The organism is Rosettibacter firmus (assembly GCF_036860695.1).
Lineage (GTDB): Bacteria > Bacteroidota > Ignavibacteria > Ignavibacteriales > Melioribacteraceae > Rosettibacter > Rosettibacter firmus.
In genome coordinates, this window is sequence record NZ_JAYKGJ010000003.1 from 233244 (window position 1) to 259132 (window position 25889).

Annotated in this window: 15 protein-coding genes; 8 read left to right on the plus strand and 7 right to left on the minus strand. The window is 32.4% G+C overall.

Going from position 1 to position 25889, the window contains the following annotated elements; all coding sequences use genetic code 11:
- Nucleotides 1-4: 4 nt before the first annotated feature.
- The 8 genes from rsxC to VJY38_RS11450 all read left to right on the plus strand — a co-directional run bounded on the left by rsxC (nucleotide 5) and on the right by VJY38_RS11450 (nucleotide 6471).
- Nucleotides 5-1324 (plus strand): electron transport complex subunit RsxC, encoded by a 1320-nt coding sequence (gene rsxC / locus VJY38_RS11415; RefSeq protein WP_353680839.1) that lies wholly within the window; start codon nucleotides 5-7, stop codon nucleotides 1322-1324.
- A 135-nt stretch (nucleotides 1325-1459) separates the two neighbouring features.
- Nucleotides 1460-2419 (plus strand): RnfABCDGE type electron transport complex subunit D, encoded by a 960-nt coding sequence (locus VJY38_RS11420; protein ID WP_353680840.1) that lies wholly within the window; start codon nucleotides 1460-1462, stop codon nucleotides 2417-2419.
- Nucleotides 2416-2979, plus strand: a complete 564-nt coding sequence (locus VJY38_RS11425; protein WP_353680841.1) for an RnfABCDGE type electron transport complex subunit G — start codon at nucleotides 2416-2418, stop codon at nucleotides 2977-2979. The genes VJY38_RS11420 and VJY38_RS11425 overlap by 4 nt, the downstream gene beginning before the upstream one ends.
- The gene (rsxE, locus tag VJY38_RS11430) at nucleotides 2976-3662 is read left to right on the plus strand and encodes an electron transport complex subunit RsxE (protein ID WP_353680842.1); all 687 of its coding nucleotides are present in this window, start codon (nucleotides 2976-2978) and stop codon (nucleotides 3660-3662) included. Before VJY38_RS11425 ends, rsxE begins: the two co-directional genes overlap by 4 nt.
- Nucleotides 3663-3683: 21 nt before the next feature.
- Nucleotides 3684-4256, plus strand: coding sequence for an electron transport complex subunit RsxA (gene rsxA / locus VJY38_RS11435; protein ID WP_353680843.1), 573 nt, complete (start codon nucleotides 3684-3686; stop codon nucleotides 4254-4256).
- A gap of 1 nt (nucleotide 4257) precedes the next feature.
- A complete protein-coding gene (locus tag VJY38_RS11440; protein ID WP_353680844.1) occupies nucleotides 4258-5220 on the plus strand; it encodes an FAD:protein FMN transferase in 963 nt (320 codons plus the stop codon).
- Nucleotides 5221-5222: 2 nt separating this feature from the next.
- The gene (locus VJY38_RS11445) at nucleotides 5223-6035 is read left to right on the plus strand and encodes an RnfABCDGE type electron transport complex subunit B (RefSeq protein WP_353680845.1); all 813 of its coding nucleotides are present in this window, start codon (nucleotides 5223-5225) and stop codon (nucleotides 6033-6035) included.
- Between the two features lie 4 nt (nucleotides 6036-6039).
- Nucleotides 6040-6471: a SoxR reducing system RseC family protein gene (locus VJY38_RS11450; RefSeq protein WP_353680846.1), complete on the plus strand. Its 432-nt coding sequence runs from the start codon at nucleotides 6040-6042 to the stop codon at nucleotides 6469-6471.
- A 189-nt stretch (nucleotides 6472-6660) separates the two neighbouring features.
- Here the strand turns inward: VJY38_RS11450 and VJY38_RS11455 are convergent, their stop codons facing one another.
- The 7 genes from VJY38_RS11455 to rpiA all read right to left on the minus strand — a co-directional run bounded on the left by VJY38_RS11455 (nucleotide 6661) and on the right by rpiA (nucleotide 25775).
- Nucleotides 6661-10092: a PAS domain S-box protein gene (locus VJY38_RS11455; protein WP_353680847.1), complete on the minus strand. Its 3432-nt coding sequence runs from the start codon at nucleotides 10090-10092 to the stop codon at nucleotides 6661-6663.
- Between the two features lie 226 nt (nucleotides 10093-10318).
- Nucleotides 10319-11935: an Ig-like domain-containing protein gene (locus VJY38_RS11460; protein WP_353680848.1), complete on the minus strand. Its 1617-nt coding sequence runs from the start codon at nucleotides 11933-11935 to the stop codon at nucleotides 10319-10321.
- Nucleotides 11936-12235: 300 nt separating this feature from the next.
- Entirely contained in the window at nucleotides 12236-14530 is a 2295-nt protein-coding gene (locus VJY38_RS11465) for a cohesin domain-containing protein (protein WP_353680849.1), read from the minus strand.
- A gap of 316 nt (nucleotides 14531-14846) precedes the next feature.
- Nucleotides 14847-16565, minus strand: a complete 1719-nt coding sequence (locus tag VJY38_RS11470) for a cohesin domain-containing protein (RefSeq protein ID WP_353680850.1) — start codon at nucleotides 16563-16565, stop codon at nucleotides 14847-14849.
- A 71-nt stretch (nucleotides 16566-16636) separates the two neighbouring features.
- Entirely contained in the window at nucleotides 16637-23668 is a 7032-nt protein-coding gene (locus tag VJY38_RS11475; RefSeq protein WP_353680851.1) for a FlgD immunoglobulin-like domain containing protein, read from the minus strand.
- Nucleotides 23669-24562: 894 nt separating this feature from the next.
- A complete protein-coding gene (locus VJY38_RS11480) occupies nucleotides 24563-24943 on the minus strand; it encodes a GxxExxY protein (protein ID WP_353680852.1) in 381 nt (126 codons plus the stop codon).
- Nucleotides 24944-25040: 97 nt separating this feature from the next.
- Nucleotides 25041-25775 carry a ribose-5-phosphate isomerase RpiA gene (rpiA, locus tag VJY38_RS11485; RefSeq protein ID WP_353680853.1) on the minus strand — a complete coding sequence of 245 codons (735 nt, stop codon included), beginning with the start codon at nucleotides 25773-25775 and terminating at the stop codon, nucleotides 25041-25043.
- Nucleotides 25776-25889 lie beyond the last annotated feature (114 nt).

Consider the following 25889-nt stretch of genomic DNA (forward strand, 5'->3'; position numbering starts at 1 on the left):
GGTTATGCTATTCTTTAATCAAAAGAAAACATTTAGAGGTGGAATTCATCCCAATACTTATAAAGAATTAACAGAAGATCTTTCTTTTGAAATTATGCCTCCTCCAAAACAGGTAATAATTCCTCTCTCACAACATACAGGAAAACCAGCTAAACCATTAATTAACAAAGGAACTAAAGTTAAAACTGGCGAACTTATTGCTGAACAAGATGGATACATTTCAGCAAACATTCATAGTTCTGTTACAGGGAAAGTCATAAAAATCTCTTCTGCTGTAAATGTAAATGGATTTATTAAAGAATCAATTTTTATTGAAACAGATGAAAACGAAGAATTTTGTAAAATGCCCTCTTTAAATATTGAAGCAATAACCGCAGAAGAAATTAAAACAAGAATTAAAGATGCTGGAATAGTTGGACTTGGTGGAGCAGCATTCCCAGCATATGTAAAACTTTCACCTCCAGATAAAAAAATTGATTATGTTATTCTAAATGGTTGTGAATGCGAACCTTATCTTACAAGAGATTATCGTTTAATGATAGAAAGAACGGATGATATTATATCTGGCTTAAAATTAATTATGAAAGCTGTTAATGCCAGCAAAGGAATTATTGGAATTGAAGACAATAAAATTGAAGCTATAAATAAACTAAAAAAAGCACTCTCAAATTATTCTGATATATCTATTATTCCACTTAAAACAAAATATCCTCAGGGTGCAGAAAAAATGCTAATTAAGGCAGTTATTAATCGTGAAGTTCCTCCTGGTAAACTTCCATTTGATGTTGGTTGCATTATTCATAATATCGGGACTACAATTTCTATTTACGATGCAATATCTAAAGGAGAACCACAAATAACAGCCGCTATTACTGTATCTGGCAAAGGTATTAACAAACCAAAAAATTTAATTGCAAGAGTTGGAACGCCATTAATCGATATAATAAACTTTTGCGGTGGAATAAAAAGTAATACTAAAAAAATTATCGTTGGTGGTCCAATGATGGGCATTGCTCAGTACGATTTATCTGCTCCTGTTACAAAAGCAACTTCGGGAATCCTTGTTTTAAATGATGAAGAAGTAACTAATTTCAAAGAAACAAATTGTTTAAGATGTGGAAAGTGCGTTGAAGTTTGTCCATTAAATTTAATACCAACTCGTCTTGCTCGTTTAACACAATTTAAAAAGTATGAAGATGCTAAGAATCTTGGTATAACAGTTTGTATGGAATGTGGGACCTGTACATATAATTGTCCAGCAAATATTCCACTTGTTCAATGGATTAGATTGGGTAAACAAAAAGCTATGAGTATAATTTCTTAAGTAAACCATTTTGGATAATAGTTTAATTAGATTTATAACTTATAACAGATGATCAAAAGAAGCTTTAATGCTATTAAAATAAAATTGCTTTTTATTTTTTATCCGTATAAAAATTTAAAATAAAAATAAAATATTATGATCTCACTCGAATTTTCAAACAAATTAGAATTAAGCAGCTCACCACATATTCATTCAAAATGGTCTACAAAAAAAGTAATGTGGTTTGTTGTGCTTGCTTTAATGCCTTCTTTAATTTCTGGTATAATATTTTTTGGAACTTATCAATTACTTATTGTACTTGTAAGTATTTTCTTTTGTATTACAACAGAATTCTGTATAAAAAAAATTAGAAAATCAAAAGTTACTATTGATGATGGTAGTGCTGTTGTTACAGGCATTTTACTTGGATTAATTCTTCCACCGAATTTTTCGTTAACTGCAACTGCTTTAGGAGCAATATTTTCAATTGCAATTGGGAAGGAATTATTTGGTGGACTTGGATTTAATATTTTTAATCCTGCACTTATAGGAAGAGCATTTTTACAAGCTGCTTATCCAGTAGCTATGACTACTTGGTCTAAACCAAATTTTTCCGTTGACACAATTACTTCGGCAACTCCACTTGCTGCTTATAAATTTGATAAAGTATTAACACAACTCAAGCCTATGATTATTGGTAATATCGGTGGCTCAATTGGAGAGACATCTGCTATTGCAATTTTACTGGGTGGATTTTTTTTAATTGCAGTAAAAATAGTAAACTGGAGAATTCCACTTTCTATGATATTCGGAATGATTTTATTTAGTGGAATTCTCTGGTTAATTGATCCATTAAAATATGCAAATCCATTATTTCATCTTTTCGCAGGTGGATTTTTATTTGGAGCATTTTTTATGGCAACTGACTGGGTTACTTCTCCCATCACTTCAAAAGGAATGTGGATTTTTGGTTTTGCTATTTCTTTAATAATTGTTGTAATAAGAACTTTTGGTGGTTTGCCAGAAGGTGTTATGTATGCCATCTTGATTATGAATGCTTTTGTTCCATTGATTAATCGATTAACAAAACCAAAAATCTTTGGAGAACAAAAATGAGAAAGACTTTTCAAATAATTGCTACCTTAACTATAATTGGAATATTATCAGGTGCATTATTAACAAAAGTTAATAAATGGGCTGAGCCTTTAATTGCAGCTAATAAAAAAGCTGAAACCGAAAAAGGAATTTTTCTTGTTCAACCAGAAGGAAAATTCTATGAGAAAATTAATACAACAGAAATTGATATCTACAAAGTATTTGACTCGAACAAGAAATTAATTGGCTACTCTTTAGCATACGAAGGAAATGGTTTTCAAGGAAAAATTAGATTAATTGTTGGTCTCTCTCCAGATTTAAATAAAACTACATCACTCGAAATTTTAGAGCAAGTTGAAACTCCAGGTTTAGGAACAAAAATAACTGAAGAACCTTTTAAGAATCAGTTCAAAGGATTACAAACTTTTCCAAAAATAAACTGGGTAAAAGGAAAAGAACCAGAAAATCCAAATGAAATTCAAACAATAACTGGTGCAACCATATCTTCTAAATCTGTTGTTTCAATAATAAATGAAGGTATTCAAAAAGTGCGAAGTTTAAGGGATAGAGGTTTATTATGAAAAAACAAGTAAGCTACTGGCAGGAATTTTTTAAGGGCATCTGGGAAATTAATCCAACATTTAAACAAATTTTAGGAATGTGCCCAACTCTTGCTGTTACAGTATCTGCACTTAATGGAATTGCAATGGCTCTTGCAACAACTTTTGTTCTTGTCTTTTCAAGTTTTTTAATATCATTGGTTCGCAAACTCATTCCAGATCAGGTTAGAATTGCATCATATATTGTAATTATAGCAACCTTTGTTACAATAGCAGATTTAGTAATGAAAGCTAAATTTCCTGAGCTAAGTAAAGCACTCGGTCCTTTTGTGCCTTTAATTGTTGTTAATTGCATAATACTTGGTAGAGCCGAAGCATTTGCTTCTAAAAATACACCTTTAAGATCAATTCTGGATGCACTTGGCAATGGTACAGGTTTTCTAATTGCTTTATTCATTATGGGAAGTATAAGAGAACTACTGGGTTCAAGAACAATTCTTGGTTATCAGATTCTTCCTGATTCTTTTGAACCTTTACTCATTATGATTTTACCACCAGGAGCTTTTATAACTCTGGGATTATTAATTGGTTTTGCTAATCAATTTATTGAAAGGAAGAAAAAACTCGAACATAATTCTTTAATTAAGAAATATCGAAACAAATTGACTTCAGTTCAATTGAATGAAGAAAATTTATCTGCATAAGATATCAAGCAGGAGGTTTTGATGGATTTATTAATAATCTTTATATCAGCTGCTGTTGTAAACAATTTTGTATTATCAATGTTTTTAGGAATATGTCCTTTTATAGGTGTATCAAACAAAATTTCTTCTGCACTTTCTATGGGAATGGCAACAACTTTTGTTATGACATTAACTGCTACAGTAAGCTGGATTTTATATTTCCAAATTTTGATCCCATTCAATCTTGAATTCCTTCAAATACCATCTTTTATTCTTGTAATTGCATCTTTAGTTCAGTTTGTTGAAATGGTTATTAAAAAAATAAGTCCACCGCTTTATCGTGCTCTTGGAATATTTCTACCATTAATTACAACTAATTGTGCTATACTTGGATTAGCATTAATTTTATCAATGAGAAATTATACTTTTCTACAGAGTTTATTTTTTGGAATTGGTGCAGGAACTGGTTTTACATTAGCATTATTAATAATGGCTGGAATAAGAGAAGAACTCGAACTGGCTGACGTACCTAAAGCTTTTCGTGGAGCACCTATAACTTTAATAACAGCTGGACTTTTAGCTCTTGCTTTTATGGGCTTTGCAGGAATGATTTAATATGAAAAACTTTTTCATTTACATATTACTAATAATTTTGCTTGTTTCATGCAGCAAAGAAAAAACATATAAGCGAACAATTATCGCAATGGGTAGTACTGTAGAAATTCAGGTTCGTGGAGTTAACGAAGTTACAGCAAATAATGCTATCAATGCAGGATTCGAAGAAGTAAGAAGAATTGATACATTGTTTTCTACATACTTAATTGGCAATCCCATGTGGAAACTTAACAATACAAATGCAGATGAAATTATTATTGATAGAGAAACTTTCAACGTATTAAAAAGATGCGATGAATTCTGGAGAATAACCGAAGGAGCATTCGATGTAGCACTTGGTAATTTAATTGAATTAATTGGATTCGATAAAGGTTCGCCAGAAATACCACCACCTGAAAAAATCAAAGAAGCCGTAAAAAAAATTGGATGGGAACATATTCATCTAAAAGAGCCAAATATTTTAATAAAACCTGCAAATATTAAACTAAATTTTAATGCCTGCATTCCAGGCTATGCAGCAGATAGAATTGCAAATATTCTCTCAAACTTTGGAATTAAAGAATATTTGATAAATGTTGGTGGAGAAGTTTTTGCAAGAGGAAAAAACTGGCATATTGGTATTCAACATCCAAGAAAAGAATTTGAATTGATTGCTACAATTAAAGTTGATGGCAAAGGTGTTTCTACTTCTGGAGATTATGAACAGTTTATCAAAAAAAATGGAAAAACTTTTACACATATTTTTAATCCTATTACTGGCTATCCTGCAAATGAATGTCAATCAGTTACAGTTATTGCTAACGATGCAATGACAGCCGATGCTCTCTCAACTGGAATTTTTGTATTAGGACCTAAAAAAGGAATACAATTAGCAGAATCTTTGAAAAATGTTGAGGTTATGATTATAGATTCATCTGGCACAACTTATCAATCTTCAAACTTCAGCAAATATTTAGTGAGGTAAATATGGAACTAACTTTGATCATTGCAATAGCAACTATGGGTGGACTGGGATTTTTATTTTCAAGTGGATTAGCTTATGCAGATAAAAAACTTCGTGTTGAAGAAAATCCTCTAATAGGAAAAATTAATGATTTATTACCTGGAGCAAATTGTGGTGCATGTGGAAATGCGGGATGCTATGATTTTGCTGTTAAAGTTGTTGAAAGAAAAATTCAACCAGATGGTTGCCCGGTTGGAGGTGAAGAAACTGCAAATATGATTGCAGAAATTCTTGGACTTGAAAAATCAAATAGCACAAAATTAATCCCTCGAATTTTATGTAATGGAAATAAATTTAATGCTTTCAAAAAAGATGTTGTTTATAATGGACCCGAAAGTTGTTCTGTGAAAGCTATTGTTTCTGGGGGAGACAAGTTATGTTATTATGGATGTCTCGGTGGTGGAGATTGTGTTAAAGCTTGCCCTTTTGGTGCTTTAATTATGAATGAGAATGAATTACCTGAAGTAATTGAAGAATTATGTACTGGTTGTGGTCTTTGTGCTAAAGCATGTCCACGAAATATTATAGAAATGCATCCAATCGATAGAACTGTTTTTGTATTTTGTAAAAATCAGGATGAACCTAAACGTGCAAAAGAAGTTTGTTCTGTTTCATGTATTGGTTGTGGTATATGTGCTCGTAAATCTGATGGCGGAATCGAAATGATTAATAATCTTGCTTATATCAATTACGATAAACTGGATGAAACTAAAATCCCATTCGATAAGTGCAGTACAAAAGCACTAAAAAAATTAAATTCAATATCATTTAATTAATAAAATGCTAAACGAAGAATTAATTGAAGAAGGAATTGTTATTTCATCTTCAAATGGATATGCAGAAGTTTTACTAAATAAAAATGATAATTGCAAAGAATGTGCAGCTAATATTTTGTGTAAACCTGCTGATAATAACTCTCTCACACTTAAAGTAATTGATCCATTCAATACAAAACCAGGTGATTACATTAAAATTAAACTTCGTGGTACAACGATATTAAAATATTCTTTTCTTTTATATGGTATATCATTAATACTTTTTTTACTGGGAATTATTGCTGTGGACTTTTTCTTTTATGATTATAAATATGTTGAAGTTATCTCTTTTTTTGCGGGTATAATATTAGTTTTTTTATATTCTATAATTCTAAGGAAAATTCGTGCTATCACAATTATTCCTAAAATTATTTATGTTAAAAGACAAAGCAAATAAAATTAATAATTTTAAATTCTTCCAGAGTAATTAAATCATTATCATCACATAAAAACTATAATTAAAACCTTCCTATCAAAAGTAAAACTAAGAAACTATATAACTTTGCGTTCTTTGCGGTTTTTGCTATATGAAATCCAACTTTTTAATTAACTGTTATAATCACAGAAGTAATCCAAAAATTTTAAACTACACTCTCCCTTTGCAATGAAAAATAACTTTAAAATTACTTCCAACATTCTTTTTAGATTCAACAATTATTGAAGCATTGTTCAACTCACAATATTTTTTAACTAGTGCCAGTCCAAGACCATTCCCTTCATATGGTCTGCTGTAACCCTGTTCTTCCTGTACAAATGGTTCAAACAAATGTGGCAAAAACTCTTCATTAATTCCAATACCGGTATCCTTTACCTCAACAATTTTTTCCCTGTTATTACCTTCTGAAAGAACTATCTCAACAAATCCTTCTTTTGTATATTTAATTGCATTATCTATTAAATTAGCAAATATTTGTGTTACACAATATTCGTCAGCAATTATATTAGCATCTTTTACTTTATAATTTTTTAAAAGTTTTAATCCTTTATTCTCAGCCAGGCGTACATATTCATTAAATAAATTTTCAAGTACATCATTTTTTAAATCAATTAATTTTGGATTAATCTGAAATGCACCAGCCTGAAGCTCGGACATATTCAAGATCTGATCAATTGTTCTAATAATTCTCATAGATGCTGAATCAATACTACCAAACAGTTGTCTATATTCTTGATCAACATAATCATATACAGAATCTTTAATCAAATTTGCACTGCTTACTATTATATTTATTGGGGTTCTTATTTCATGTGATACCTGAGCTAAAAATTCTGTTTTAATTTTATCTGCCTGTTCTGCTTTTTCTTTCGCCCTAATTAATGCTTCTTCAACCTGTTTTCTTTCATCAATGTCAATATGAACACCTAATGCTCTTAAAGGTTTACCATTAATATCTCTCTCTATTATTTTACCTACATTTAAAATCCATTTCCAATTTTTATCTTTTGTAAGCATTCTACATTCAACACTAAATGTTTCCATTCTCCCTTCCTCATGTTCTCTTATCTTTTCTTTCACAAGGGGCAGGTCATCAGGGTGTACTAAATTAATGAAAGCATTAACATCAGATTCAATTTCTTCAAGTCTATAACCAAGCATCTCTGCCCATTGCCTATTTCGGATTATCTTTCCAGTAACAAAATTCTGATCCCATAAACCAATATTTGCATTTTGAATTGCCATATTCAATCTTTCTTCGCTTTCCTTTAAAGCTTTTTCAGCTTTTCTTTTCTCTGTTATATCAATGTAAATTACTAAGTATTGTTTTTGATTATTCCAGATAATTTCTTTTCTGTATACATCAAGATCTCTAATTTCGCCATCTTTACGTATAATACTTATTTCATAATGTGGTGTTTCAACTCCCTGTTTTCTTAATTCTCTTCTTTTCTTAAATTCTTCATAACTTTCTTTTGTATAACGATTTGAAACAGAAGTATTCAAAAGCTCATCAATACTATTATAACCATAAATATCAAGTAATGATTTATTTGCATAAATAGTTTTTCCTTCTTCATTTACAATTCTTAAACCTACAGGGGAGTTATCAAATGAATGTCTAAAATTTTCTTCTGCCTGTTTTAACGCCATTTCTGCTTTCTTTCGCTCAGTAATATCTATTAAAGTTCCAATAACTGCTGGTTTATCTTTATATATAATTCGTACACCGTGAACTTCAACAAATATAGCTTCGCCGTTCTTCTTAAATCCCTTAAATTCATATCGAATTTCTTTAACTTCATTTTCTATTCTTTTCCTAATATTTTCAGCAACAGTTTTTCTATCTTCAGGGTGAGTAAGATCTAATGGACCTAACTTTTCAATTATTTCATCAACTTCATATCCAAAAGTTTTTGCTAAAGAAGGATTGACATATTTAAATACATTATCCTGAATAAGATATACTCCTACGAGAGCAGATTCAGAAAGTTCTCGGAATTTTTCTTCACTTTCTTTGATTGCTTTCTGGATTTTTCTTTCTTCAGTCTGATCTCTGAAAACTAAAACAACTCCAATAATATTTTTGTTATCATCAAAGATTGGAGCTCCAGAATCTGCAATTGGAAATTCTCTTCCATCCTTAGATATTAAAACTGTATGATTTGCCAGACCAACTACTATGCCTTCTCTTAAAACTCTTCTTACAGGATTTTCAACTTTATTTCTTGTTTCTTCATTTATGATATTAAAAACTTCTTCAAGTGGTAATCCTATCGCTTCATTTTCTTTCCATCCAGTTAGATTCTCAGCAACAGAATTCATCATTGTAATCATTCCGTCTGCATCAACAGCTATTACTCCATCACCTATGCTATAAAGTGTAGTCCTTAGTTGAGATTCTCTTATTCTTAATGATTCTTCGAGTAATTTCCTTTCCGTAATATCTTCGTATGTTCCAAGCACACCTTTAATATTACCTTCAGAATCAATTAATGGAACTTTACTTGTTTTAAGCCATATTGTTCTTCCATCAGGAGTTGTTTGAGGTTCTTCGTAATTCAATTTTGGTTGTCTTGTTTCAATTACAAATTTATCATCCATTCGATATAAATCAGCCTGTTCTTTCCATGCCATATCGTAATCACTTTTCCCAATTAAATCTTTAGGTGAATTCAATCCAGAATCAAGAGCAAAAGGTTTATTACATCCCAGATAATTAAGATTCACATCTTTCCAGAATACTCTTACTGGAATAGTATCTAAAATTAATCTTAGCATTTGACTTGTTTCTTTAAGTTGTTTTTCTGCTTCCAGTCTTTTCTCTTCATCATCAAAATGCTTTAATGCATAAGCTAAATCCATTACCAGTTCTTCCAGTAACTTTACCTCATCTGTATTAAAAAAATTATTCTGTGATGAAACTAAGTTAACAGTGCCAAAAAATTTATTATCAACTAAAATAGGAAAAACAGCGTACGAGATTAAGCCCAGTTCCTTTGCCACAGACTTTTTATTAATATCATTTAATGAAGCCTGAATATCGTTACAAATTATCTTTTCCCCTTTTATAAGCCTCTCAATATTTTCAAATTCTTCATTGAATTCTTTTGTAAGCCTTATTATTAAATTTTCTTTTTTCTCTTTGAAATTTTTTATGATAAATTTATTAGTATTATAATAGACACTCAACCAGCAAGCATCATAATTACCATCATAAACAACAATTTTACAGATATCATTTATAAGTTTATCTCTCTCTTTAATTCTTACTATTGCCTGATTAACATCACTCAAAACTTTATATAATCTATTTAAGCTTCTTATTGTCTCTAAACTTTTTTGTTCAATTAATTCTTCTTCCTTTTCTTTCGATTTAATTAAATAATTGACAATTATTAATATTATCGATAGTAATAAAACAATAATAACAAAAAATGATTCAGATTTAATATTCAGAGTGGATATTGTGGAATGTTCTGAAAGAAAGAAGTGAATACCCAGAATAATTAATAAAATAATAACAATTAAATAAAGTATCCCCAGATATAAGCGTTCATAAAATTTAATATTCTTAAACATGATTCATTCATACTCCACATTATCTCCATAAAAAAATTTACACATTACATTTGTAATAAAATCGCTAATAATGGGAAAAGTAGATAAATAGAATTAATTAAAAAAACTCTACCTACTATTGTCCCTTACAAAACTCTTTCTATTCATACTATTCAGTTATTATTATCGATAAAAAAGAATAATAGTTTAAAGCATCCCCTCTATGATTGAGTACAGAACAAATCACTTACTTTAAAAGTATCATTTTCTTGATTAATGTAACTTTTTCGGTTTCTATTTGATATAGATAAACACCACCGGATAAATTATTAGCATTAAAATTAACCGAATGATAACCGGCTGGTAAGATTCGATTAATTAATGTTGCAATCTCCTCACCGTAGATATTAAATATTTTCAAACTAACATGAGATTCTTCGGGCAATGCAAAACTAATTGTAGTTGTAGGGTTGAATGGATTTGGATAATTTTGATAGACTTCAAATTTCTTGGGTACTCCAGTTTCTTCTTTTACATCAACAAGTGGACTTGTTTTAACAGTAGTAGTATCATAAGTAATATTATTATGATTATCCATTACTGCAATAATTATTCTGAATGTTTTATTTGCCTGGTCCTGAGTAGGTATCCATGTAAATAATCCACTTGATGTTATACTTGCATTTGAAGGGACTTCAACCTGAGCAAATAACAATGGATCTCCTTCAGCATCAGTTGCTTGATATTGAAATGTAAAAGCTACTGGTACATTATGAACTAAAACAAGTGTGTCTTTTGGAATTTTCTTTGTAAATACTGGGGGTTGATTTGCATCTGCTACATTTATTACTAATGTTTTAGAATCTGTAGCATTATATTCATCAGTTACAGTAAATGTAATTAAATAACTACCTGCTTGTGTATAATTTGGTTTCCATGTAAATAAACCTTCTGCTGTTACTTCTGCTCCTGCTGGAAGGCCTGTAGCATAAAATAAAAGTGTTGCACCTGAGTCTGGATCTGTTGCTGTTAATTGCAAACTATAATTTTGACCTTCACTTATATTTACAGGGCTTGTTGTATTTAGATTTAATACTGGTGGTCTATTAACATTAACTACTGTAATTGTAACTGTCAAAGTAACTGTATTAACTCCATCACTTACTGTAAAAGTAACAGCATAACTCCCTTGTTGATTAAAATTTGGTGTCCAGGTAAATGTTCTTGTAGATGCATTAAAATCAGCTCCCGATGGTTTATTAATAATACCATAAGTTAAAACATCATTTTCTGGATCTGTTGCACTTACTGTAAATGTAAGTGTTTCTCCTTCATTGACTGATTTATCATTAACTGCAGTAAATACTGGTGGATTATTTGTTGTACTTACTGAAGCAGTTCCATTTATCCAGCTTACCTGTAAACCTTGTGGTCCAAACATCTTAGGATTCACATTACCATTATCATAAACAATATCGCCAAACTCTAAGTTAGTTGTACCACTACCTTTAAATTTTATTCTGATATTAAATAAAGTTCCTGAGCCGTTTAAGGGATATGCACTTGCCCACACTACTCTTAAATAACCATTGACTGTGTCTATTTTTGTACTAACACTTCCTGCACCACTTAATAATGTTCCAGTTAAACTAATGTTTGTTAGTAATGCAACATTTTTATTATAATTTATCTGAAATTGAAATGATGTTACATTTTGGTTTGTTAAATCTGATACTATAACAGGGAACAAATTTTCGCTCCCTGGTGCTCCTATTGCAGTAGGTAATGTTATTGTAACTTGTGCTAATGTTAATTTTGACCAGATAGCTAAAATTAATATGAAAAAATTGATTTTTATCTTCATGTTGTGCCCTGATATTATTATAATTTTATCAATAAATATAAAATAAAATTACAGCTTTAACAAAAGAAAATTTTCATTATAAATTAATTTGTGACTATGATCTTAGAAAGTTCAATTAAACCGCAAAGGTCGTTAAGATTTATTCTCTGTGTCCTCTGGGTTATAAATTATTACTAAACAGCCAAGAACGCTAAGAAACTGTTAAGAATTTTTCTTTGCGTCTTCCTGGCGTTCTCTGCGGTTAAATCATAAAAAAGCCCCTTATTCAGGGGCTCTTAAACTTCAAATGTAATATAATTTTTATTTTACATAGAGCATCTTCTTCATCGATACAAAATCATCTGCTTGAATTTTATAGATGTACATTCCAGTATTTAATTCTGATGCATCAAATTTAACAATATGATATCCTGCACTCATGAAACCATTAACCAATGTCATAATTTCCTGTCCAAGTATATTGTAAATTGTAAGTCTAACATTAGAATCTTTCGGTAATCCAAATTTAATTGTTGTTGATGGATTAAATGGATTTGGATAATTCTGTAAAAGAACATAATCAGAAGGTATAACTTCACTTTCTTCTACACCTGTTACAGTACCACTTACTTTAATGGTTCTTCTTGAAGTAGCTTTTAATGTACCATCTGATACTTCTACAATAAGAATAAATGTCATTCCTGCTTGAGATGGTGTAGGTGCCCATGTATAATAACCATCTGTTGAAATTTCGCCTGGACCACTTACTATTTTAAATGTTAAAGGATCACCATCCGGATCCTCTGCTTTATATATAAATTCATACGGTACAGGAACATTATGTACTGGAACAACCTGTCCATCTGGAATTTCAGCTGTAAATGAAGGTGCTCTATTAACATTATTTACAGTGATGTTAACATCGATTGATGCAGATAAACCACCTTTATCAGTTACTTTAAATGTTACAGTATAGCTTCCAGCCTGAGTAAAGCTTGGTTTCCATGTAAATACATTATTTGAGAAAGTTGCACCTTGTGGAAGATTAGTAGCAGAATAAGTTAATACATCTCCAGTATTTGGATCTGAACCAGTTACATTAATTGTAATAGTTTCATTTTCATTTACAACATAAGGACCTGCTGGTGATACTGCTATTGATGGAGCTACATTTGCTTCGCCTACAAATACTTGTGCTGGTTCAGCAGTTGATATTGGTGTACCGGTATTAAACTTAAATGATGTAAAAACAACTTCTGTAGAACCGGTTGCTTTTGCTTTACCAGTTAATTTTAATAATACACCGCTTCCTTCAATATAAGAACCTTTTGCTAATGAAAAACTAATTGTACCTGCATTATTATCAACATTAATTGCTGCTAATCCACCTTCACTCAGTGTCGAAGTTAAATCATAATTATTAATTTCAATAACATTTTTATCAAATGTTGCAGTAAAATCATACGATAAAACTTTTTTATCTGCAGTAATTTCTGTTGTTAGAATTGGAATTACAATGTTATCCCCTTCAATTGCAGAAACAGAACCACCCTGAACCAATACTTCTGTAGTTTTAATCACACCACCTGATACATTTGCTCCAGGGATACCAAGATTAAATTTAAGAGTGTTTGCTAAGTCAAGATTTGTAATTCCATAATTCTTAAATTTTATTTTCAGTTTTATTAATGAGCCTTCGCCAACAAGAGCAGGATATCCCGCCCATGCTACTGTAACCTTACCAGCTGCTACATCTGGATTTGCAGAAAATATTCCTTTACCTTCCAGTATTGTACCTTCAGTTGTAGCTTCTGTAATTTCTATGATATTATTATCATAACTTAAAACAAATTGAAATGCAGTAATATTTTTACCACTGACATCATCAACTACAATATCTGCTGTCTTTTCAGAATTTAATGTGCCTGATATGACTGGTAATTTAAAGTTTACTGGTGCATTCGATGCAGTTATTTCTGAAGTATATCCATTAATTTTTACATCCTGAACTAATAGATATTTTGATGTTGATGGTGATGATTCATACCATGGATAAACTCTAACATATAATGTATCTCCAGGATAAACATTCTTATTAATATTAAAAGTAAATTGTGTTAGAACATTATTTAGAAGAGCAACAGGTTCTGAATTTAATTTTACAGGGTAACTAAAAGATGCACGAGTATCATAATAAATATTTACTTTCATAAAACTTGTTGCACCACCACCTAAATATAGAGTGATATTATCTGCATGTAAAATTCTTCCGCTCTTTGGAGTAACACCAAATTGAACATATCGATTATTATTCTGTTCAGTTTCATTTCCCCATGAAATTGCTGCTGATCCATCATTGGGCCACCAGCGTTGTGTTGGTCCAAGTGGACCATTTGCACCTGTATAACTTCTTACTCTAAAAATTGATGTTCCTGTTTCATTAATACCTGTTACAAATTGATCTTCATAAGAAACTTTCTGGCTATCTGGTACAATACATTTCCATTGAACAAGTACCTGAGACTCTTCTTGTCTTTCCATTAAATATTCTGCATTTACAAAACTTGAAAAAACTATTACTATAAATAATATGATTAGTTGTAATATATTTTTCATTTGCACCTCCAGGGTGTTTATGTTTTTTTAATTTCTATTTTTTATCGTTTACTTAATCAAATTTATTCAACTATTTTTTGTTTTGCAATTAAAAAGTTTAAAAGTATTAAAATTATTTTTATAGCAGAATATAAAAATGGTAAAAGAATTTTTAATTACCTTATCTTTACTAAGTGTTTGAAATTAAAACCGCTAAGTACGCTAAGTTATTGATAAGAATTTTTACTTTGCGCCTTTTTTGCGTCCTCTGCGGTTAGAACATAAAAAAAGCCCCTTATTCAGGGGCTTTAAACTTATTCAGTCCTAACAAAATTTATTACTTCACATACATCATCTTTTTCATCGATACAAAATTATCTGCCTGAATTTTATAAATGTACATACCTGTATTTAATCCAGAAGCATCGAATTTAATTGTATGGTATCCTGCATTCATAAATCCATTAACAAGAGTTGCTACTTCCTGACCAAGAATATTGTAAACAGAAAGTTTAACATGTGAATCTTTTGGAAGAGCAAATTTAATTGTTGTTGATGGATTAAATGGATTTGGATAATTCTGCATAAGTGAATATTCTTTAGGCATTCCAACTTCCTCTTCAACACCAACTACAACATCACTTACTTTAACTCTTCTCGTAGAAGTAGCTATTAAAGAACCATCAGAAACCTCTACAACTATATCGAACTCTTTGCCAGCTTGTGCTGGAAGTGGAGCCCATAAATATTCACCTGTAGTTGAAATTGTACCTGGACCAATTACTAATCTAAATGTCAAAGGATCACCATCTGGATCACTTGCTTTATAAATAAATTCAAATGGAACAGGAACGTTATGTACAGGAATTACCTGATTATTTGGAATTTCTGCAGTAAAAACAGGTGCTCTGTTTACATTATTCACAACAATTGCTACTGTCTTTGAAGCAGATAATCCCCCCTTATCAGTTACTTTAAAAGTAACAGAATAAGCACCAGCCTGATCATATGTTGGTTTCCAGGTAAATACATTATTTACTAATGTTGCACCTTGTGGTAGACTTGTTACTGAATATGTTAACACATCACCAGTATTTGCATCAGCACCAACAAGTGTAATAGTTAATGTTTCATTTTCATTAACTGCAAATGAAGTTTGATTTGGATTTAATGTTAACGTTGGAGCAACATTAGCTTCTGCTACAACTATTAAAGCTGGATCAGCTGTTGCACCTGGTGTTCCTGTATTGAATCTAAAAGAATTAAATACTAATTCAGTACTTCCAGCTGCTTTTGCTTTCCCTTTTAATTTCAAGAGAGTTCCACTACCTGTAATATATGAACCACTTGCAAGTGAAAAGCTAACTGTTCCAGCATTATTATCAACATTAATAGCAGCAAGTCCACCAGCACTTAATGTTGATTCTAAGTCGTAGTTATTAATTTCAATTACATTTTTATCAAATGATGCTGTAAATTCATATGATAATACTTTTTGAGCTGCAGTAATTTCTGTTGTTAAAACTGGAATTTCAATATTATCACCAGCAGTTGCACTAACAGAGCCACCCTGAATTAGAACAGCGGCTGTTTGTAGTGAACCAGCTGTTACATTAGCTACGGGATTACCATTATTGAATTTAAAAGTACCACCATCACTTAATGTAGTAGTTCCCGAGCTAACAAATTTAACTTTTAATTTAAGTAAAGTCCCCTGTCCGCTAAGATAGGATCCACTTGCCCATGCTACGGAAAGAGTACCGTTTGCTGTATCAGCATTTACTGTAAGTATTCCTTTACCTTCTACCAGTGTACCGGCTTGTTCTACCTCGGCTATTTTTACAACATTTTTATTATATGATAGAGTAAATTGAAATGATAATACATTCTTGCCGGTTAAATCACCTACAGTAATTGCGCCTAACTTTTCAACTCCTGATGCACCACTTACGCTTGGTAATGTTACACTAACCTGTGCAAACGTACTCGTTCCTAACATAAGCATTGTTACAAGAAGACCGAGAAACTTTACAACGCTTATTTTTATTCTTCTCATTTACGACCTCATTTTTATTAACAATTTTTTAATTGGGGTAGACATTTCTGTCCACCCCTTAATTAGCGCAATTACTTCAATAAATTCATCTTCATGGTAGAAGTATACTTACCAGCAATTATTCTATAGATATAGATACCGGAAGATACTTTGCTACCAAAGTCATTTGTTCCATCCCATCTAACTGTGTAGTAACCAGCTTCCTGTTCTTGATCAACTAATGTCTTAACAACCTGACCTAACATATCATAGATAACAAGAGTTACTCTTGCATCCTGTGGAATTGCATATTTAATGCTGGTTGTTGGGTTAAATGGGTTTGGATAGTTCTGACTGATTGAGAACTCAGCAGGTATTTCTTTTACTTTTACATTCATCATACCGAATGATTGATCATTCAACTTAGCGCTTGCTGATAAGTTAACCTGAGCTTCTTTATCTTTTAATGCTAAGTTAATCATTGCAACGTTACCATCTTTCAATGGAGTTGTACCAGCCATTGCTATCTTAAGAACGCCGTTAGCAAAGTTGGAGTAAGCAACCCATCCTTCTGGTAACGAAGTAGAAACACCTTTGAATTCAATAGCATCAGTCAATTGAACTTCTGTATAAACTGAAACTACACCACTCGTTTTCTTTAATGTTATTGGCAATGAAATTATACCTTTTTCACTTGAAGCTCTATCAAATTCAACAGTACCCATAGCTGCACTAATCTTAGCTGTTGGCCAGCTACCATTAGCTACATAGTAGAGAATCCAAGCAGCATCATAAGCACCAACTTCACCATCACCATTAACATCAGCAGCATAAACTTTTTCTGGATCTGTAATTAATGCTGATCCAACAACATGTTTCAATATATCAGAAGCATCTGTTGCATCAGGCATTCCGCTACCATTTATGTCACCTTTAGCTAATGTATGAGTTACAGTAACTTCTGTTGTTGTTGTTGCTGTGCTATTAGAAGCATCTTTAGCTTCGATTGTAAATGTAATCACTTTACCAGCATCAGCAATAGCAGGAGTAAATGTTAATGTACCAGTTGAAGCTGATATATTATATGTACCTGATGGAGCTGGAGCTACACTTGCAATTGAATATGTTAATGCATCACCATCTGCATCAATTGCAGTATATGTGAATGTAAATACTTCTGTATTCTTTACAGTAGCAGTTGGTCTTGTTGCAGCACCACTTGCAGTAAAGCTTGGAGCTCTATTTACATTAACTACAGTTACACTTACAGTCTTATCTGCTGTTTGACCACCAGAATCTGTAGCTCTAACTGTAATTGTATAAGGTTGTGTTCTACCGTCTGCGTATCCTGGTTTAACCTTTATTAAACCATTAGCACCAAGTGTAGCAAATGATGGAGCTGAAACTAAACTATATGTTACTGTTTCACCAACATCCTGAGGATCAGCAGTAAATTGAATTTCTAATGAATCTGCTTCGTTAACTGAAAATGAAGCTGCTGTTGGAGCTGTAAACACTGGAGCTCTTGTTGGTACACCAATTGCAAAACGGCTACCTTGTGTTACAAGTCCACCCTGAGATGATGTTGTTCTTACTACTACTGTTGTGTCTGTACCAGATACAACTTGATAGTTAGAATAATTTGGAGCTGTACCTTGCAAGAACCATCCATTGCTTTCAGCATTTCCATCCTGTCTTCTAATTATTCTTAATTGAGCATCACTTGTATATGGATAACCAATATTATTTGCCTGTAATTCAATATCAAAGTTCTGTGTAGCTGTTAAGCTTGTTGGTGTTGTAGATATTAACCAGTAGAATTTTGCATAATTACCAACTTTAACACCATTTCCACCATCCAGTGGTAAATTAACTGTTCCCTGTGGTGAACTATTAACGTGGGAAACAACTATACTTGTTGGGTTACCTACTGGATATGATGGTGTAAAGGTAATTGCTAATGGTCTATATTGTCCATCTAATGTACCTACAGGGAATTCAAAACGTCCATTAGTGCCAGTCTGACCATCACCAGCATTAGCCTGCCTTTGTACTTTACCAACTACATGTCCTACATTTGTACCAGTAACAGCTGTTCTATCATAACCCAATCCATCTGGTATAGCACTTGGTCTTCCTAATACTAAAGTATTATTACCCATATTAAGTATACCATTAACAAATATGAGTTTACCTGTTGCTGGTATTGTTAAGTTTCCTCCAGTAACATTCAATACTGGATTTGTTCCTGGCATATCAAGTTTCATGTATGCTATTGTTTGATTACCACCTAATACTAAATTCTGGCCACTTGCACCACCAAATACTAAAGGAGCTGTAGCTGCAAATGTAACCACAGGATCTGTTGCATTTGTATAATTATCTTTTTCTATTTTAACTGCACCTTTTGCTGTAACCTGTGCAGTTGCTGTTAAATCGTTTCTTATTAATAATGAATCATTTACTGTAGTAGCTGTACTTACTGTAATAACAGCATTTCCAACATTAGCACTTCTTGTGATAATTAACTTACTTAATTCGCTTGGTAATTCTATACCTGTAACCATATCACCACCAGCAGATGCAGCAGTAGGTTGATAAACTACCGTTACATTTTTATCTGCAGGGAATGAAATTCCACCAGTCGTTTTTGTTACAGATGCATTCTCTGTTCTATAAATTTTTGTTCCACTTACTAATGTTAATGTATTTGCGCCAAGAGCAAGTGTACCCCGTTTCAAATCTAATACTTGATTAACGGTTCTGCTACCGGGCAAACCAACTGTATTACCAGCCGCTGCACTATTTACAACGAATGTATTAACCAATGTAGATGGTGAACTTGGCCAAACATTTGCTGGTATATTATTACCACTCGTTACATTAAGAGCAACCAATTTAATTGAACCAGCATATGTAGGTGCTGCACTTAAACCACCACTTGTATAATTAACTGTTGCACCATCTGCAACTGCTAACTTACCATTGGTAGTTAAAGTTTGTGCACCTAATTGCATATCTAAATTATTGGTAACTGTAACAGTACCTCTTCCTGCTGCATTACTTAACGTTAGATTATTAGCTGTGCTTGCTGTAAATCTTAAATTTGGTATTGAAAAACCATCACCTTGGTCTATTGTCCACGCAGCATTTGCATCAAAAATCATATAACCAGTTGTTGCAGTATAAGAACCAGCTGTTCTTGTAAATGCTGACTGGAATGTTAAATCTCTACTACCAAAATTCAGTACACCACCATCGTGCGTGAATGAAGTTGTAATGGTTAATCCCGTACCTGTACCAGCTAAATTAACATCATTACTGATTCTTAAATTACTTATACTTGGCGTACCTGTATAACTAAATGTCAATGGAGGATTAGCTGCATTTAATCTAAGTACACCAGCACCAGCAACTGAACCATTTGATGTTAATGTAAAATTCGAACCTGTAACAGTTAAATTTTGTCCTAATGTAAGCATTCCTTTTGTAACTGTTAAATTACCTGCAGCTATTAAATTATTGCCACCAGCAAGAGTAAATGCTGTTCCTGCTGCACCTAAATTAATATTAACATTAGCTGCAATTGTTACATCTGAAGTATTTAAGGTTAATGTCGTTGCACCTGTAGAAGTACCATTACCAAATACTAAATCACCATTAGTTGTTAACGCACCACCTGTAATAGCCGGGGTTGTTCCTAAGTGTGTTAATGTTTTTCCATTCAAATCTATGGTACCTGCTACATGGTTTAAATTACCCGACATTTGAATATCAGAACCAAGTACTAATGAATTATTAGCATTTGCTGTTGTTATACTTCCTAAATCTGTTCCATCAAATGCAACACCAGTTAATGTTAAATTTAGCCCTGCTGAACCATTTCCAAAGCTTAAGTTACCATTTGCAGAAGTTGTTGCTGGATCAAAATCATCACCACCACCACGTTCATTATCTGCACCAACTAATTGATTTATTAAAGCTTTAGGACCATTAATTACATTACCTGTTGAATTAGCAGCAATCTGAATTGGTGGTAGATAACCAGAACCTGTAATTGTTGTACCTGTAGCAGCTGCTAATACTAACTTACCAGCACCTTCATTAGCAATATCACCATTCAATACTATAGAAGCACCTTTCATTGTAAGATCAACTGCATCAATCAATAAAGTTTGATCTGTATTTACAGTAATAGTACCATTTACAGTTGTTGCTGTGCCAATAGTAACAACACCTTTTAATGCAACATTGTTTGTACCATTAGCACCTGTAGTTGTAGCAACTGTTAAATTATTTAATTTATCTGCAGCTGTTGGTACTTCATTACCAGATGATTTATCGCCACCTATATATGTAACATTAACCATCGAATTAAATGTAGGAGCTACGTCGAAAGAGCCATTATTTCTAACTATAGTAGGATAATTTGTTGAATTATCAATAGTAATTAAATTACCAGTATGTGTAACTAACCCATTAGTTAAGTAAATGTTCCCTTTTATTGTAACAGGGCTTGTTGTGCTAATACCAGAACCATTATTAAACTCAATAGTACCAAAATTACCAGCTCCACCAAAGGTCTGAGCAGCGGAGCCTGCAAGTGTCACTCTACCCTGTTCAGTAGTTTCATAACCACCTGTATTTGTAAAGCTTGCTCCTTTTACTACCAAATTAGCTACATCTGAAATCAATACTTTACCAGAAGTAAATGATAATGTACCGTTTATATTCAGTACACCACCAGTAAATTTAACTGCTTGAGCAAGACCAGTTGTATTATTAACTTGCAAATTACCTGCAATTACAGGGTTTAATGACCCAATATTCACAGTAACTAATTGTGTTGGAGTTGGATTACCAATTACAATAGGTTCACCTGAAAATGTAGGATTAGAACTAGCCCCACCAATTGTAATGGAAGCACTATTGAGTAAAATCGAATTTCTATTTGTTGTTGTTATTGTACCACCAGTAAACGATGCATTACCGGTAATTGTCAGATTTTGAGCCGCAGTTGATGATAAATTAACTGTCCCTCCTGAAATATTCACCGCACCATTAATTGTTAAAGCAGCATTATGATTGGTTAAACTAACAGTACCGCTTGACACAACCAACCCACCTAAGGTAATAGTACCAGTAGATGCTGCTCCTGCTGTAAACTGAATTTGACCAGTACCAGTGTTTTCTACTCTACCAGTTACACTTACAACATCATTATCTGAAATATTTAAAACAATATCACTTTTACCTGTATTCTGAATGTAACCGCCTACTGTAATTGTAACAGTAGTAAGTGCTACAGTATTACTTACAATATCAGCACCAGTATCTGTTCTATTACTTACTATATTTCCAGTAATATCGATTTTGTGATCACCAAAAATAATATCACCACCTTTACCTGCACTACCTTGAGTAATATTAGTACCATAAAAATCTCCAGTAGATGCACTTCTAAAATCAATTACACCATTTGTAGCTTCTGTAGAAGTTGATGTATTTACAACATTACCAGTTCTATTAGTAGATGTACCAATTTTTCCTGTTGTTCTTGCTGTAAATACAATCACTCCATTTCCACCTGTTGTAGCACCAACAGGACCTATCGATGATGAATTTGAAAATCCACCAGAAGCTACAACATCACCTGTAGTATTTGCAAATGTAATTCTCATATTATTTTGTACGGTTGTACCAGCAGTAGTTCCACTTGCAGTAGAAGTAGCTGCATTCGATACAACTCCTGAAATTGTAACAGTTGTTGTAGTGTTAGAAAATCTTATTTCACCGTTATTTGTAAAGTTAGTATTAGCAGGAGATGTAGCTACTGACCCACTTAATGAACCATTTACTGTAACATTACCGTTAATTGTTAAATTTTGATTTGGCAAAATAATTACACCAGCGTTACTAACTGCAGCACCACTTAATGCAATACCCGCACTATTTGTAACATTACCATTTATAGTTAAAGCTGCAGCTACAGTAGATAAATCAATTTGAGCAGCATTGTTAGTTGACAGATTAGTAGTATTTAATAAAACATTTCCATGTATAGTAGTTAAAGCAGTTCCTAAGCTCACTGTACCAGTACCACTCAATACAAGAGCATTCCCTGTATAGCCTGATGTACCAACAACATCAACACCATTATTCGAAGAAGTAACACTTGCAAGCTGGTTTACAGTTAGCGAGCCTGCAATTGTTATAACCCCTGTTCCTTGACCTTTAATATCCAATGTACGTGCAGTTGATGTACTAGTTGTAGCTATAACATGTGGTAATTTTACATTTGTATTATTTGTAGGTTGTAAAGCAACATTACCTCCACCCATGCTAAATGTTAGTGTACCATTTGTTACATCACCACCAAAAGTATGTGTCGGAGTCCCAGAAGCATTTGCAACTGTCCATGTATTTCCACCTAAATTAAGTGCACCTCCTGTAGTAATAGTACCATTAACCGTAATATTTGCACCACTCTTTACTGTTAATGCAACACCAGCCCCTGTAGTCAAATTATTAATACTTCCACCTGTATTAGGGAATTCATCTCCCGTTGTATAATTCGCGTTATATTGCCAATTAACACTACCACTAAAAGCTAATTGTCCAGTAACCTTTGTAGTTGTTGCTATTGCACCAACTGTTATAGTACCACCACTAACGGTTACAAGTCCATTCGGATTATCTAATGTACCCTGTGTTAATGTTAAACCACCTTTAAGTGTAAATTGTCCAGAGTTAAAAATTGCTTTTTTAGCAAGTGCTGAAGTATTGATTTGCAACAAAGAAGCAATATTAACATTTCCACCGGTAGATTGAAATGTTAGCTGTTTATTTACAACTATAGTAGCAGGTTCACCACTTACTGTACCATAATCCGTTCCGGTGTTAGCCACAACGATTATATCACCTTCATTTGATTCGGCGATAGCAACAGCGATGGTTCTCTTTGGTCCTGTTACTCCGTCATCAGGATCTGGTATCGTTGGAGATAAACCATTACGGCCGTCGTTACCGCTAAAATTATTGACGTACCAGGTTACTTGTGCAAACGCCGTAGTTCCAAGTAGAACTAAAAACGTTAGCATCAAAAATAATTTGTTTAACTTCATTTTTTTCTCCCTTATTGGTTGAGAAATTGTTTTTGATTAAAAGAAAAGTTGTAATCAAAATTAAGATTACTTTTCACACACACAAACAAACTTACTGGATTGCAAGCCCTCGTCCTTAAGTAGGTATCGGTTTTTTCATGCGTTGTTACCTCCTTATTTAGTTTGTAAATATTGTTATTACTTGTTTCGTTCATTTGTTTTTTCATTATGGTTTTCAAAATATCATTTATGTCATTCTGAACGAAGTAAAGAATCTCAGATCCTTCCTCCTGCCTAAAGCAGGACTCAGGATGACGAAGTAATTCATATTATCAAAAAACTTATATTGTCATTCTGAGCGAAGCGAAGAATCTCTTTTTAGTTCCTTCGTCCTGTCAAAAGCAGGGCTCAGGATGACTCCGTCAGATTCTTCGGTCACTTCGTTCCCTCAGAATGACAACTTCATCATTACCTGTCATTCTGAGCGAAGCGAAGAATCTCTTTTTAGTTCCTTCGTCCTGTCAAAAGCAGGACTCAGAATGACTTCGTTAGATTCTTCGGTCGCTACGCTCCCTCAGAATGACTTTGTAAATTTTCATTTGTCATTCTAAGCGAAGCGAAGAATCTCAGATTCTTCAGAAATTCTTATTTGTCATTCTGCTTCTTTTAAGTGCAAAGAAGAATTTTTTAAAAACATTAACTAAAGAACACAATGTAAATCAATAACTTACAAAAATCATATAGAGTTTTGGTTTAAAATAAGAGTTAGCCTCAAACTTGTCAACAAAAATTTTAAATAAAATTCTTTTCCTGTTAAGTAAGTTACACATTTCAAATCAACCTGTCAAATTTTTTCTCTGCGTTTTCTTTGCGACCTCTGCGGTTTAAGTATTTAACCGCCAAGAACGCAAAGAATTATAAATTATGGACAACTCGTTTAATTCCATTCTTAAGCAACTTAACATTGAAATTTATCAAGTATCCTAATTTACATCCTGATAGTTTCAAATAAGTTATTAATTGAGCCATATGGACTTCATTTAATGCTTCTACAGATTTTATTTCCACTACTACTTTATTATTAATCAGCAAATCAAGACGATAGCCAATATCAAGTTTTACATCTCTGTAAATAACAGGTAATTCTTTTTGCGATTCAACGTATAAACCTGATTTAATCAACTCATACTTCAAACATGCTTCATAAGTCGATTCTAAAAGTCCAGGTCCGAGTTCCTTGTGCACAATTAGCGCACAATCAATCAATATTTTCCCTATTTCATTTTCTGTTAACATATTTAAAATTTTTCTTTGCGCCTTCTCTGCGAACTCTGCGCCTTCCTACCGCAGGCAGGGTTAAATTATATTGAAACCGCCAAGAACGCAAAGCATGCTAAGAGACGCTGAGAATTTTTATTCCATTATGTGAAGAACAATAAACTTTATCAACAAGTTTGTTTAAGAAAATACCATGTTCAACAATTCCAGCTCTTTCATTTAGAATAGAGCTAAGCTCAGCTGGATTTTCAATTTTTCCAAAATAAACATCAAGTATAAAATTTCCTTCGTCTGTTAAAAATGGTTCATCATTATTTTTTCTTAAAACTACTTTTGCACCAAGTGATTCAAGAAAAGATTTTTCACTTTCAAGTGCAAATTGTAAAACTTCAACAGGCACAAAAAATTTTTCACCTAATTTATCTGAAAGCTTTGATTCGTCAACTACTACAAGAAAACTTTTTGTATTCTGAGCAATTACTTTTTCACGCAATAATGCCCCACCACCACCTTTAATTAAATTTAATTCCGAATCTACTTCATCAGCTCCATCAATTGTAATATCGATTGGTTTTAGATCGTTAATATTTTCACTGGACAATTTTTTATAACATTCATTAAGTGAAATTACAGGTATTCCGAGTTGAATGGCTAATTCTTTAGTTTTATTTGATGTTGGAACACCGTAAATATTTTTCAATTTACCTTCCTTAATTTTTTTTGCCAGACTTTCAATTGCGAATTTAGCAGTAGAACCAGTGCCCAGACCAACAATCATTCCGTCCTTAATTTCTTCAACTGCATTTTCTGCAGCTGACTTTTTCAATATTTGAGTTTCTGAATTTTCCATATAAAATCTCGAGCTAATTTTTAAAGAAATAATTGTGCCAGCAAAAATATCTTTGTTTTTGATAAATAAATTTAGGATTATTTTTTGAGTGATGCGAATATTTTTCGCATTCAG

What these genes read in the sequence shown, in the direction of transcription:
- rsxE (WP_353680842.1), top strand. Translation starts at nt 2,976, where the DNA reads ATGAAAAAACAAGTAAGCTACTGGCAGGAATTTTTTAAGGGCATCTGG.
- rpiA (WP_353680853.1), bottom strand. Translation starts at nt 25,775, where the DNA reads ATGGAAAATTCAGAAACTCAAATATTGAAAAAGTCAGCTGCAGAAAAT.
- VJY38_RS11440 (WP_353680844.1), top strand. Translation starts at nt 4,258, where the DNA reads ATGAAAAACTTTTTCATTTACATATTACTAATAATTTTGCTTGTTTCA.
- VJY38_RS11455 (WP_353680847.1), bottom strand. Translation starts at nt 10,092, where the DNA reads ATGTTTAAGAATATTAAATTTTATGAACGCTTATATCTGGGGATACTT.
- VJY38_RS11450 (WP_353680846.1), top strand. Translation starts at nt 6,040, where the DNA reads ATGCTAAACGAAGAATTAATTGAAGAAGGAATTGTTATTTCATCTTCA.
- VJY38_RS11445 (WP_353680845.1), top strand. Translation starts at nt 5,223, where the DNA reads ATGGAACTAACTTTGATCATTGCAATAGCAACTATGGGTGGACTGGGA.
- VJY38_RS11460 (WP_353680848.1), bottom strand. Translation starts at nt 11,935, where the DNA reads ATGAAGATAAAAATCAATTTTTTCATATTAATTTTAGCTATCTGGTCA.
- rsxC (WP_353680839.1), top strand. Translation starts at nt 5, where the DNA reads ATGCTATTCTTTAATCAAAAGAAAACATTTAGAGGTGGAATTCATCCC.
- VJY38_RS11420 (WP_353680840.1), top strand. Translation starts at nt 1,460, where the DNA reads ATGATCTCACTCGAATTTTCAAACAAATTAGAATTAAGCAGCTCACCA.
- VJY38_RS11425 (WP_353680841.1), top strand. Translation starts at nt 2,416, where the DNA reads ATGAGAAAGACTTTTCAAATAATTGCTACCTTAACTATAATTGGAATA.
- VJY38_RS11470 (WP_353680850.1), bottom strand. Translation starts at nt 16,565, where the DNA reads ATGAGAAGAATAAAAATAAGCGTTGTAAAGTTTCTCGGTCTTCTTGTA.
- VJY38_RS11475 (WP_353680851.1), bottom strand. Translation starts at nt 23,668, where the DNA reads ATGAAGTTAAACAAATTATTTTTGATGCTAACGTTTTTAGTTCTACTT.
- VJY38_RS11465 (WP_353680849.1), bottom strand. Translation starts at nt 14,530, where the DNA reads ATGAAAAATATATTACAACTAATCATATTATTTATAGTAATAGTTTTT.
- rsxA (WP_353680843.1), top strand. Translation starts at nt 3,684, where the DNA reads ATGGATTTATTAATAATCTTTATATCAGCTGCTGTTGTAAACAATTTT.
- VJY38_RS11480 (WP_353680852.1), bottom strand. Translation starts at nt 24,943, where the DNA reads ATGTTAACAGAAAATGAAATAGGGAAAATATTGATTGATTGTGCGCTA.